Genomic DNA, 11,828 nt, shown 5'->3' with positions numbered 1-11,828 from the left:
ATCGACCTTTCTGTTAGAAGCGTACAGTAGAACGCTAATAAGGAACACTATTTCATGGAGGCTACATGGGCCGACGGATGCCCGAGCCTGCTTGCCAGCTTGGTCGCACACTCGGTGACCAGCCCGATCACCCGCTCCTCCAACTCCTCGGTGTATCGCTGCACCGGAGTGATGACCGCGATACTGCTGGTGACCCCGAGCGGAGTGATGATCGGTGCGGCAATTGCGTTGGCACCGAATGCGACCTCGTCACGGGTGATCGCGTAGCCCTTCACGAGAACGTCAGCCAACACCTCTTCTATCTGATCCGCGGACGTGGGCGTGGTGTCAGTCAGGCGCGGAAAGCCCTTGTCGTAGATCGCGCGTCGCTCGCTCTCCGGGCGGTGCGCGAGAATGGTGAACGCCGTCGCACCCGCGTGCATCGGCATCCATTCGAAGACCTCGGGCACGAACCGCACGGCGTGCCGACTCGGGCACGCCACGACAAACATCCGGGCCGCTCGCTGGGGGTCGTACACAGTCAACACCGCCGTTTCGCCACATGCGTCCCGTAGTTCCTCGAGATACAGTTGGGCTGACCCGAACGGCTGTTTCGAACTCGCGAGCGAGGCAATACGAAACAGCTCCCAACCCAGCTCCCACCCGCCGGAGCCGTCCGGCGCAACGAGACTCACTTCCTGCGCAGTCTCGAGAGTTCTCTGCACGGAGCTGGGCGCGGTGTCGAGCGCACGAGCAAGCTCCCTGGTACCGAACGAGCGCTCTTCACTTTCTACCATGGTGGAAAGCAGACGCGTCAGTGACCGAATGGGATTACGCTCGCGCTTCGGTGCTGCAGAATCCGTAGTGCTCATCTATTGAATCTCCTGTCTGGGCTCCTCCTAAAGTTACGGCATGTCGTGTTTCGGTCATTTCGGTTGTGCAGTCCACATTCTCGACGGACGCCGATGCGGACGGCGCACCGAATTACGCTCGAGTTCCGTGAGTCCACCCCAGATACCGTGTTCTTCGCGGTTGCGCAGCGCATGATCACGGCACCTGACATTCACGGGGCACTGCGCACAGATACTGCGCGCAGTGCGTTCACGACGAAGCCGAACACCGAGAGATTCGTTCTCCGGTGCATAGAAGACGTCACCGAGATATCGGCAGTGGCCCTGCAACCGCCAATCCCGCTCGTCGATCCGCGTGTGCTCGAGCATCGACCCGCTCACGCCATGAGAGCGGTGAAACGCCAGTCCAACACCGGCACCGGCTCACTCCGCCCACGATGGGCGAAGACGATCGAGCGGAGATCGAGAACACCACCGCCGCCGACTAGCGGTTCGACGGCGTCGACGTACAGGTCACTGGTGAGTGTGTCCCCTTCGTGCACCGGGCCCGTGTGATCACACGATTGCCAACCGAGAACGGTGACGAGGGCGGGAAGGGCGCGGGTAGCCTGCGACAGGGCCAGCCCGATGGTGTGGCCGCCGTAGACGAGTCGCCCTGCCGCACCGACCCGTTCGTCGTGATGGGTCGCGGCGACATTGAGAGTGAGTCTGGCCAATTCAGGTGCATTGGTCACGACGTCTCCGCTCGATCGAAATACGGTCCCGGCCGAGACGCTGCCGAAATGCCTTCCGGGAACCCGGTTTCGGTAGGTGGCCAGATCCCAACCGGCAGGTGCGGACCAGGACGGAGAATCGTAGCGGCCGATGGCCGAGAGGTCGTCGGAGTGGACGAGACGATCGGGGTCCGGGTTCTCGCTCAAGGGCAGCATCGCGCATCGATGGAAATCGAGAACCGTCTCCCCGTTCTGGTCGACGGTACTCATCCGCAGCGCTGCCAGGCCTGTCGGTTTGCGACCGGGCTTGGTCGAATTCTCCTTCAGAGCCACAACTTCGGTGGTGGTGTGCACGGTGTCACCGATGAACGGGAATCGATGAAACCGCAATCCACGATAGAAGAGGTTCGCCTTGACGTGGTGGGTGACCAGCGTGGACTGACCGATGGCCAGGTCCGTGACGAGGCCGGCATGTGCAACCGGTCCGTGAGCGACAGCCGTGGACAAGGTCGCGTCCAGCGCTAGCCGTAACCGGTCACCGAGAATTGCCTGATGGGCAGCGGCGAGGCCGTCGGTGATGGTCACGGCCGGAGCGGTGTCGAAAACCTGACCGACGGTGAGATTGTCGAAGTAGGGGCCCACCACCTCGACGACGTTGGGTGCAGCAGCCATGTCATTCTCCGATCAGGGTGAGGGTACGGCGGGCGGCGACTGCCACCGCCTCGTCGAGCATCTGTCCGTCCAACTGGGCAGCGCCTGCGCCGCGGGACTCGGCATCGTCGAGCGCGGCCAGAACGAGCCTGGCCCGCTCCACACGATCCTGACTCGGCGTGAATATCGCTGTGGCCGAGTCGATCTGAGACGGGTGAATGACCCACTTGCCGTCGAAGCCAAGATCCGCGGTCCACCGGGCGAAGGTGCGGAAGTCAGCGCTGTCGGATACTCCCAGGTAGGGCCCGTCCACGACCTGGATATCGGCGGCACGGGCGGCGTGCAGAAGGCGATCCTGAACGTAGAGCCAGTGCATCGGCGCAGTCGACGCCACCCGCCCGAGAGCAGCACCGAGATCGGCGTAGCCGAGGATCACCGTGGTCAACCGGGGGCCGGTGACGATCTCGTCGATGCTCTGTACCCCGCGTGGAGTTTCGACCAGAGCCTGCACGGCCAGATCGGTATCGCCTGCGTCGGCAAGGATTCTGTCGACCTCGGCAAGATCTGCTTGATTCTCGACTTTGGGAACGATCACCGACGTCAGATGCGACCCGAGGTTCGCGCACATTCGTAGATCGTCCTCGAACCACGGCGTTCCGAGAGCGTTGACTCGTACAGCGGTGCCGCGCCCGGTGGGGTGATCGCGAACCAGGTCGGCAACGAGGCCGCGGGCGGCCTCCTTGTGAGCGGTAGCGACGGCATCCTCCAGGTCGAGAACCACCTCGTCGGCAGCCGATTGCAGAGCCTTGCCGGACTTGCGCCGATCGGAGCCCCGGGCTGACGAGCACGGCGCGTCGACGTGGATACGTACAGAACATGAAGTGGTGGTTCCTCTCGAATCTCACAAAACTAAATGTACGGCCAATATAGAGACTATCCGAGCCAAACGAAACTCCAACCGTCGTAAATGTGCGCTGGAGAAAGGATTTATTTCGACGTGGATGACGACATTCCGAGCCTCGTGCATTACATTGGCCGTACATTTAAGCGGCGCAGTTCGCGCCACGACAGAAGAGGCCCCATGAGCTACAACCTCGACGACGACGAATCTTTTCTGGTCAAGACGGTGCGCCAGTTCATCGACCGGGAAGTCCGACCGACGGTCCAGGAAGTCGAACACGCGAACGACTATCCGCAGAAGTGGATCGAGCAGATGAAACAGATCGGCATCTACGGGCTCGCCGTACCCGAGGAGTACGGCGGAACACCCGTATCGATGCCCTGCTACGCGCAGGTCACCGAGGAACTCTCTCGCGGTTGGATGACTCTGGCCGGCGCCATGGGCGGGCACACCGTCGTCGCCAAACTGCTGGTCCTGTACGGCACCGACGAGCAGAAGCAGCACTGGCTGCCCCGGCTGGCGACCGGCGAGGTGCGCGCGACGATGGCGCTGACCGAACCGGGCGGCGGCTCGGATCTACAGGCGATGACCACCGCGGCAAAGCTGGACGGCGACGATCTCGTCATCTCGGGCGCCAAGACATGGATCACCAACGCTCGCCGCGCCGGGCTGATCGCATTGCTGTGCAAGACCGATCCCTCCGCGCAACCTCGCCACGAGGGCATCTCCATTGTGCTGGTCGAGCACGGACCCGGCCTCACCGTATCCCGTGACCTGCCCAAACTCGGGTACAAAGGGATCGAGAGCTGCGAGATTTCCTTCGACAACTACCGGATTCCGGCGGCGGCGATCCTCGGCGGCACCCCCGGCAAGGGATTCGCCCAGATGATGAAGGGTCTCGAGACGGGCCGCATCCAGGTTGCATGCCGAGCCCTCGGTGTCGCAGCCGCCGCGCTCGAGGACTCACTCGAATACGCGCAACAACGTGAAAGTTTCGGAAAGCCGATCTGGAAGCACCAGTCGATCGGTAACTATCTCGCGGAGATGGCCACCAAACTCACCGCCGCCCGCCAGCTGACGCGTTACGCCGCCGAACGATTCGACAGCGGGGAGCGATGCGACATGGAGGCGGGTATGGCAAAGCTGTACGCCTCGGAAGTGGCGATGGAAATCGCTCTGAACGCGGTTCGGATCCACGGCGGCTACGGCTACTCCACCGAGTACAACGTCGAACGTTACTTCCGCGATGCGCCGCTGATGATCGTCGGTGAAGGCACCAACGAAATCCAGAAGGGAGTCATCGCGTCGCAACTGGTGGCACGCGGCGGCGTGTGACATCGGACGCCGGTACCCGGTTCGACCCGCCGCTGCGCAGAAGAGCGAAACGATAAGATGCGGGACATCATGGGCAACACCGCACAGATCCCGGTACCGGCGTACCAATTGGTCTCCGAGCAGCTCCGACGCGAAATCGCGGCCGGCCGCTACCGGGGCGGCGCCCGCCTGCCCACCGAAGCCGAGCTGGCCGAGCTGCACGGAGTAAGCAGACAGACCGTCCGTCGCGCGTTCCACGACCTGGTGGCGGACGGCACCGTCTACCGGGTGCCCGGGCGTGGCACCTTCACCAACGACGGCAACACCGGCTATCGGCGTCAACTCGGCTCCATCGAGGAACTGCTCGACCTCGCCGCCGACACCACCATGGAAATCGTGGAACCGCTCCAACGCGGCGTGCACGTGGAGGCGGCAAGCCGGTTGCGCCTGGACACCGATCTGTTGCACTCGGTGGTACTGCGACGCGTGCACGACCAAATCCCGTTCGCACTGACCACCGTCTACCTTCCCGACTACGTAGCCGAACACGTCCAGAGCACACCGGAACTGGTGGTCGGAGCGTCGAGCCGCAACACCGTCATGGGACTCCTTCAGCCTCGCCTGACTCACCCCATCGTCGAGGCCGCCCAGTCGATCACCGTCGCTCGCGCGACGGAGGACATCGCACACCAGTTGAACTGCGAGGTCGAACACCCACTGCTGCGCGCCGATCGGCTCTACTCCAACGGCGCGGGTGAACCGACCGAACTGTCCATCAGCTATTTCCTGCCCGAGCACTACACCTATCGTTCGACGCTTCGACGCCGGTAGCACGAGCCGCCGCATTATTGCTCTTCCGAGTTCGAGGAAGGACAGCAACCCCACGCGCTACCCGCCGTAAGTTCGGGATTCGTGTCGACGATCTCGAGGAGTGCATCGGTGATCGCCCGCACTCGGGTCAACCTGATCAGCTCACGCGGAACGACAAGCCAGTAGGACCTTCGGATCAGGAACACTTCGGGGAGCACCTCGACGAGATCGTCGTCGGTCGCGCCGATGTACGTCGGCAATGGGGCGATTCCGATTCCGTGCTCGACCGCCTGATAGTGACCGGCAATGTTGTTGGTCTGGAGCTGAGTCTGCCCGGCGGGCGGGCGAGCGCTGCATGGCCATCAGCGTCCTCGTCGCCGTCGGCGACATCGCCGACACACTCGTCACCAAAATCGCCGAACGCACCCGAACCCTCGCCACCGGCGACGGCACCACCAACCCCGACATGGGCCCCCTCATCACCCGAGCCCACCGCGACAAAGTCGCCTCCTACATCGACACCGGCGAAAAAGACGGCGCCACCGTCGTCGTCGACGGACGCACAGTGCAAGCAAACGGTGGACCCGACGGTTTCTGGCTCGGACCCACCCTCATCGACCACGTCAGCACCGACATGAGCATCTACACCGACGAAATCTTCGGACCCGTCCTCTGCGTCGTCCGCGTCGACACCTACGACCAAGCCCTCCACCTCGTGAACGCGAGCCCTTACGGCAACGGCACCGCGATCTTCACCAACGACGGCGGCGCCGCCCGACGCTTCCACAACGACATCGAAGTCGGCATGGTCGGCATCAACGTCCCCGTCCCCATGGCCTACTACAAGCTTCGGCGGAATCAACCTAGGCTTCCCCGAAAACAACTGAGCTGTCCAAAGCAGCGAGACACATTCACAACGTTCGAAGGGGTAGGCATGGTTGCCAATATTTCATTTCCGCGGTTTTTGAAGCTCGGGCCAGGGGCCGTCGAGAGCCTCGGTGATGTGCTGACGGATCTGAACGTCGAGCGTCCGCTCCTCGTGACCGACGCGTTCATGGTCGGTAACGGATCGGCCGATCGGTTGCTCGAGATCATGGAGGCGGCGGGTAAGAAAGCGGCGTTGTTCTCGAAGACGGTTCCCGATCCCACCACCGATTCTCTGCAAGCAGGCCTCGACGCGCTCGCCGCCCATGATGCCGACGCGATCATCGGCTTCGGCGGTGGCAGCCCGATGGACACTGCCAAGGCGCTCGCCGTGCTGTTCAGACAGGGCGGTGTCATGCGCGATTTCAAGGCTCCGCGGGTGTACGCCGGGCCGGCGCTTCCAATTGTCGCCATCCCCACTACAGCGGGAAGCGGCTCGGAAGCAACACAGTTCACGATCATCACCGACACAGCCACGGATGAGAAGATGCTCTGTCCCGGGCTCTCCTTTCTGCCGATCGCCTCGATCGTCGATTCCGAGCTCACGATGTCCATGCCGCCGCGCCTGACGGCGGACACGGGCGTCGACGCACTCACCCATGCAATCGAGGCGTACGTGAGCAAGAAGGCGAACCCGATTTCCGACGGCCTCGCGCTCTCGGCCATGAAGACGATCGGCACCTACCTGTTGCGGGCGTACCGCGACGGCTCGGATCGCGAAGCGCGGGTGGCGATGATGCACGCGTCCACCCAGGCCGGCATGGCATTCTCCAATGCGAGCGTGTGCCTCGTACACGGTATGAGCCGACCGATCGGTGCACATTTCCATGTCGCACACGGTCTTTCCAACGCCATGCTGCTGCCCGCTGTCACCGAGTTCTCCATTCCGGGAGCACGCGACCGGTACGCCGACTGTGCCCGGCAGTTGGGAGCCGCCGAACGTCACGACTCGGACGAGGTGGCGTCCGGAAAACTGATCGAGTTCGTCGACGCGCTGTGTGCCGATGTCGAGGTGCCAACGCCGAGCACCTTCGGCATAGACGAGTCCCGGTGGAACGAGCTCATTCCGTTGATGGCGGAACAAGCATTGGCTTCGGGTTCCCCGTCGAACAATCCGGTGGTTCCCACCGCCGACGAAATCGCCGAGCTGTACCGGCGAGTCTTCCGATCCTGACCTCAGCTCCGGCCCGCGTCGTCTCCTTCAGGCGATGCAGGCCGGCCCGTCGACACCCTGTGCGGTAGACCCGAGTGGATTCAGTGAGGTTGACGCCGACCGCCTTGGTGATACGATTCACCTAATCAGTGAAACGTATCACCAAGGAGTTCGTACAATGACCCGTGTTTTGTACCTGTACGGCGGCTGGCCTGGCCACTACCCATACGACATCGCAGCCTGGGCCCGTGAACTGTTCGACGAACTCGACTTCAACGTCGAGGAGTCGCAGGACATTTTCACTCTCGACCGTGATCTATCACAGTACGACCTGATTGTGTTCGGCTGGAACAACGCATTGACCACTGAAGACCTCAGTGACTCGCAAGAGCAGAACCTACTGGACGCAGTCGCGGCCGGCACTGGTGTAGCCGCGTGGCACGGCGCGGCAGCCGCGTTTCGAGCCAGCTTGCGGTACCACATGCTACTCGGCGGAGATTTCGTCGAACACCCTGCAGGAGAGGGATATCCGCAGCCATACCAGGTGACCGTCACCGACCACGAGCACGAGGTCACCTCGGGCGTTCAAGACTTCGACGTCGCATCCGAGCAGTACTACATGCATGTCGATCCCAACAACCACGTACTCGCCGAGACGACATTCGACGGTGACCACATTCCCTGGATCGCCGGCTTACGTAGTCCCGTTGCTTGGGTTCGAGATTGGGGTTCGGGACGGGTCTTCTACCACTCCATCGGACATACGCCGGCCGACCTGGCAGACCAGAACATCCGGCGACTCACCAAACAGGGCCTGATCTATGCGGCGCGGGCGGAACAGCGGTCCGAGACCGAGAAGTGAGACCGTCCTGAGACCGACGAGCAAGGCTCCAGAGCAAGCGTAGACGAGCCGCATCCGGCAACAACTCTCATTCCGGACTACACGATTTACATTGGTGAGCTATGGATTTCACAGTTTCCGACGCCCTCGAACTCGAACTTCTGAAGAAGGCAGGGGCGCGAATTCTGACAGGCCACGAGAACCTCGATCGTGAGGTCCGTTGGGTACATTCGTCCGAGATCTCGGACATCTCTCGCTTTCTCAGCGGCGGTGAAGTTCTGCTGACCGCAGGGCTCGGGATGGGCAACACCGCCGCCCTTCAAAAGGTGTTCGTTCGGGCCATCTCACGAGCGGGCGCATCGGCGCTAGTGATCGAGGAATCGGGGCGGGTGTTCGACCGCGTGCCGGACGCCGTCATCGAAGAGGGCACCGCGTGCGGCCTTCCCATCGTGGCCCTGTCCCACGAAGTGTCATTTGCGGGTGTATCGGCACAAGTACACGAAATCCTGACAAACATCCGACTCGGTGCTCTCACACGCGAACGAGAAGTGGAGTCGACGTTCTCCGAACTTCTACTGATGGGCGCCGACTCGGTCGCAATCGTCCAGACGTTGTCCACCCTCACCGGCTGCGCGGTGGTCCTGGAGAACATCGCACACCGGGTGACGGCCTATGCCGGGCATCTGGACGGCCCGGAGATCGAAGAGTGGGGACGCCACGCGCGTGGACTCCACAGCGACGCCGCCACCTGCACGCGTCGACCGGTGCTGATGCGTGGTCAGCCCTGGGGTTGGATTCATGTACTGACCGACCCGAATATCGACCGGAGCGGTGTGGTGTTCGCGGTGGAGCGCGGAGCGGCCGCAGTGGCGATCTCGTTGTTGACGGATCACAGCCGCAAAGCCCGCGACGATCAGCGCAACACCTCCCTCATCACCCGATTGCTGCTGGGGGACCTGACTGGTGTCGAATTCGTCGATAAAGCAAGTCATCTCGGCTATCGACTCGGCTCCGGCAGTCTCGTCGTCGCCGTCGCGAACCGGGAACACCTGGACGAATCGCCGACAAGTACCCCGATGCGGCGACGTGACGACGTCTCGGTGATCAGCGCCGATCTCGGCGAGTACACGGTGGCCGTCACATCCGCACACACAAACCGTAACGACCTAATCAGCTATCTGGGCGATTCGACCCGCGGCGGCGGGGTAAGCCGGTCGGTGACGTCACAAATGCTTCCGATTGCAGTAACACAGGCCAAAAGTGCTGCAGCGGTGGCTCGATCGTTGCCTGCTCGACCGGTTCTCGACTTCGACGACCTTGGCGTGGAACGACTCCTGGTTGCACTTGCCCAGGGGCCGGAGTTGGCAAGCTACGTCGAGGACGAGATCGGACCGCTTCTCACGAAAGACGCACAGTCCTCCACTCCGTTGCTACCGACCCTGCGCACCTACCTGGAGATGGACGGGCGCAAGACAGAAGCGGCGGAGAGCCTGTTCATCCAACGCCGCACGCTCTACAACAGGCTGAGCCGAATCGCCTCGATTCTCGGTAAGTCGTTGGACGACGCGGCTACCCGGCAGAGTCTGCTGCTTGCGGTCAAAGGTCTCGATCTATTGGAAGGCTCGTCCGTCGTCTCGCGACGCTCTGCTGTGCGCCTTTATTAACCGCCCGCGGTTGATAAAGGCGCACAGCACAGAATGGGAATACATCAATGGAACTGTTGCACACTGTGCATCTTCTCAACGAGAACCGTTCCCGTGCAGACTGACCGGAGCAGGTGGTCGCATCGTGAATCGATGCCTACGGGATGCACACCGGCGCACTGAGTTCACACGGACCACAATGCGGAACTACCCATCAGAAAGGATTTTTCATGCCTAGGCTCAACGGCGGTCAAGTAATCGGCCGAATCTTGAAGCAGTACGGGGTTCCCTACGTCGCTGGTATTCCCGGCCACGGAATCTGGGGACTGATGGACGCCTTCAACGAAGAGGAATCGAAGATTCCCTTCATCCAGACGTACCACGAGCAGAGTGCCGTGCACCTGGCCGACGGTTTCTACCGCGTTTCGGGTCAACCGATGGCAGCGGTGACGTCCATCGGCGCCGGCGCATCCAACACCGTCCTCGGACTGGCTACCGCATACAGTGACTCCACCAGTGTTCTCGTGATCACCGGCGGTCCCCCGCGCCACATGCGCGGGCGAGGTGTGCTCCAGGAACTGGATCGCCAGAAGGACAACGGATTCCCCCAGGTCGCAGAAGCCGTTTCAAAGCGTAGCTGGGTGGCCAACAGCATCGAAGACTTGCCGTTCATCATGCACCGCGCGTTCAGCGCGATGCTGACCGGACGCCGGGGTCCCGCGCACATCGAGGTACCGTGGGACCTGCATGCAGAGACCGCTGATGTCTCGTTCCATGATCTCGCACGTCGGCTTCCCGTCGGCGTACAGTACCCGGACCCCGAAGCGGTCAGCCGCGCTGCCGCACTGCTCGCCGGCGCGAAGCGACCCGTCATCGTCGTGGGCGGCGGCGCGATCAGCGCCAACGCGACCGACGAGGTTCTCGCACTCGCCGAAGCCCAGAACATTCCGGTCGCCACCACCTGGAACGGCAAGAGCGCCTTCCCTGAGGACCACCCGCTCTTCGTCGGCAGCGTCGGACAGACCGGCACCGTCCACGGCAACTACCTCACCGCCAACGCGGATGTCGTGATCTCCGTCGGTTGCCGCTTCACCGACTGGTCCGCGTCCAGCTACAGCCGCGGAAAGACCTTCTCCTTCCCGCCTGCCAAACTGATCCACATCGACATCGATCCCCACGAAATCGGCAAGATCTATCCGGCTGAGGTCGGTATCGTCGCCGACGCAAAGCCTACGGTTGCCGCCATCGTCGACAGTCTGCCGTCCGCGACACCCGCCAGGTCCGACTACCTGGCGGAAATCGCCGAGCACCAGTTCAAGTGGGAACAGGCGCTGGCCACTCGCCGCGACTCGGATCGCTTCCCGTTCACCCTGCAGCGCCCGCTGGGCGCTCTGCGCAAGGTCATGGACCGCGACGGCATCGTCCTGGTCGGCTCCGGCAACACGCAGGGCGCAGTCAAGCAGACGTTCCCGGTGTACGAGCCACGCACCCACCTGACCACCGGCGGCTTCTCGTCGATGGGCTGGCCGGTACCCGCTGCGCTGGGCGCGAAGCTGGCAGCCCCGGACCGTCAGGTCGCCTGCATCACCGGAGACGGCGACTTCCTGATGACCGCGCAGGAGATCGGCGTCGCGATCCAACATGACATACCGGTAGTGTTTGTCGTGCAGGACAACTCGGGGTACATTTCGATTCGCGGTGGACAGCGCAATGCCACCGACCGCATGATCGGCACCGAGTTCAATCGGCCGGATGGAACGCCGTACAGCCCGAATTTCAAGGACCTCGGCAAGTCATTCGGACTGGAGTCCTTCAGGGTCGACTCTCCCGCCGACCTGGAGCCTACTTTCAAGCGAGCGTTCGATGCCAACGCCCCGGTGCTCGTCGAGGTTCCGACGGACCGCGACCTCGCCAGCCCCTTCGTGCCCGGCTGGTTGGACTTCCCGCCGCTGCCGCACATCACGGACGAGCGCGCCGACGAGTATCGCGAGGCCCGCGCGAACGAGCAGCACCAGTAGTTCCGCGAACAGTAGCGTGTGAGCGGGGTG

The 11,828-nt window shown here is 62.7% G+C and carries 9 protein-coding genes and 3 pseudogenes; 7 read left to right on the top strand and 5 right to left on the bottom strand.

Annotation, left to right across the window (positions count from 1 at the left end; genetic code table 11):
• Positions 1–47 precede the first annotated feature (47 nt).
• The 4 genes and pseudogenes from ABH922_RS24490 to ABH922_RS24475 form a co-directional block, all read right to left on the bottom strand.
• A complete protein-coding gene (locus ABH922_RS24490) occupies positions 48–851 on the bottom strand; it encodes an IclR family transcriptional regulator (RefSeq protein ID WP_424809404.1) in 804 nt (267 codons plus the stop codon).
• A 54-nt stretch (positions 852–905) separates the two neighbouring features.
• Positions 906–1,199: a WhiB family transcriptional regulator gene (locus ABH922_RS24485; RefSeq protein ID WP_424809403.1), complete on the bottom strand. Its 294-nt coding sequence runs from the start codon at positions 1,197–1,199 to the stop codon at positions 906–908.
• An 8-nt stretch (positions 1,200–1,207) separates the two neighbouring features.
• A complete protein-coding gene (locus ABH922_RS24480) occupies positions 1,208–2,215 on the bottom strand; it encodes a MaoC family dehydratase (RefSeq protein ID WP_424809402.1) in 1,008 nt (335 codons plus the stop codon).
• A gap of 1 nt (position 2,216) precedes the next feature.
• Positions 2,217–3,072: pseudogene (locus ABH922_RS24475) on the bottom strand (HpcH/HpaI aldolase/citrate lyase family protein).
• A 203-nt stretch (positions 3,073–3,275) separates the two neighbouring features.
• Between ABH922_RS24475 and ABH922_RS24470 the strand changes: the two are divergent.
• Both ABH922_RS24470 and ABH922_RS24465 read left to right on the top strand, forming a co-directional pair.
• Positions 3,276–4,430, top strand: coding sequence for an acyl-CoA dehydrogenase family protein (locus tag ABH922_RS24470; protein ID WP_424809401.1), 1,155 nt, complete (start codon positions 3,276–3,278; stop codon positions 4,428–4,430).
• A gap of 69 nt (positions 4,431–4,499) precedes the next feature.
• Positions 4,500–5,240: a GntR family transcriptional regulator gene (locus tag ABH922_RS24465; RefSeq protein WP_424809400.1), complete on the top strand. Its 741-nt coding sequence runs from the start codon at positions 4,500–4,502 to the stop codon at positions 5,238–5,240.
• A 14-nt stretch (positions 5,241–5,254) separates the two neighbouring features.
• Here the strand turns inward: ABH922_RS24465 and ABH922_RS24460 are convergent.
• Positions 5,255–5,560 (bottom strand): annotated as a pseudogene (locus tag ABH922_RS24460) (LysR substrate-binding domain-containing protein); the annotation flags it as partial.
• On the opposite strand from ABH922_RS24460, the pseudogene ABH922_RS24455 reads away from it, so the two are divergent.
• The 5 genes and pseudogenes from ABH922_RS24455 to ABH922_RS24435 all read left to right on the top strand — a co-directional run.
• Positions 5,560–6,063, top strand: a pseudogene (locus ABH922_RS24455) (aldehyde dehydrogenase family protein); the annotation flags it as partial. The pseudogenes ABH922_RS24460 and ABH922_RS24455 sit on opposite strands and share 1 nt — an antisense overlap.
• A gap of 90 nt (positions 6,064–6,153) precedes the next feature.
• A complete protein-coding gene (locus ABH922_RS24450) occupies positions 6,154–7,317 on the top strand; it encodes an iron-containing alcohol dehydrogenase (RefSeq protein ID WP_424809772.1) in 1,164 nt (387 codons plus the stop codon).
• Positions 7,318–7,474: 157 nt separating this feature from the next.
• Complete coding sequence (locus ABH922_RS24445; RefSeq protein ID WP_424809399.1) at positions 7,475–8,158, top strand: ThuA domain-containing protein; 684 nt, start codon at positions 7,475–7,477, stop codon at positions 8,156–8,158.
• A gap of 101 nt (positions 8,159–8,259) precedes the next feature.
• A complete protein-coding gene (locus tag ABH922_RS24440; protein ID WP_424809398.1) occupies positions 8,260–9,801 on the top strand; it encodes a PucR family transcriptional regulator in 1,542 nt (513 codons plus the stop codon).
• 209 nt (positions 9,802–10,010) lie between these two features.
• Positions 10,011–11,798 carry a thiamine pyrophosphate-binding protein gene (locus tag ABH922_RS24435; RefSeq protein WP_424809397.1) on the top strand — a complete coding sequence of 596 codons (1,788 nt, stop codon included), beginning with the start codon at positions 10,011–10,013 and terminating at the stop codon, positions 11,796–11,798.
• Positions 11,799–11,828 lie beyond the last annotated feature (30 nt).

Source organism: Rhodococcus sp. 27YEA15, from assembly GCF_049739425.1.
Classification (GTDB): Bacteria; Actinomycetota; Actinomycetes; order Mycobacteriales; family Mycobacteriaceae; genus Rhodococcus_F.
This window is presented reverse-complemented; position numbering and strand designations above follow the sequence as displayed.

Excerpts from the sequence above, each read along its gene's own strand:
- ABH922_RS24490 (WP_424809404.1), bottom strand. The coding sequence starts at position 851 with ATGAGCACTACGGATTCTGCAGCACCGAAGCGCGAGCGTAATCCCATT.
- ABH922_RS24485 (WP_424809403.1), bottom strand. The coding sequence starts at position 1,199 with ATGCTCGAGCACACGCGGATCGACGAGCGGGATTGGCGGTTGCAGGGC.
- ABH922_RS24480 (WP_424809402.1), bottom strand. The coding sequence starts at position 2,215 with ATGGCTGCTGCACCCAACGTCGTCGAGGTGGTGGGCCCCTACTTCGAC.
- ABH922_RS24470 (WP_424809401.1), top strand. The coding sequence starts at position 3,276 with ATGAGCTACAACCTCGACGACGACGAATCTTTTCTGGTCAAGACGGTG.
- ABH922_RS24465 (WP_424809400.1), top strand. The coding sequence starts at position 4,500 with ATGGGCAACACCGCACAGATCCCGGTACCGGCGTACCAATTGGTCTCC.
- ABH922_RS24450 (WP_424809772.1), top strand. The coding sequence starts at position 6,154 with ATGGTTGCCAATATTTCATTTCCGCGGTTTTTGAAGCTCGGGCCAGGG.
- ABH922_RS24445 (WP_424809399.1), top strand. The coding sequence starts at position 7,475 with ATGACCCGTGTTTTGTACCTGTACGGCGGCTGGCCTGGCCACTACCCA.
- ABH922_RS24440 (WP_424809398.1), top strand. The coding sequence starts at position 8,260 with ATGGATTTCACAGTTTCCGACGCCCTCGAACTCGAACTTCTGAAGAAG.
- ABH922_RS24435 (WP_424809397.1), top strand. The coding sequence starts at position 10,011 with ATGCCTAGGCTCAACGGCGGTCAAGTAATCGGCCGAATCTTGAAGCAG.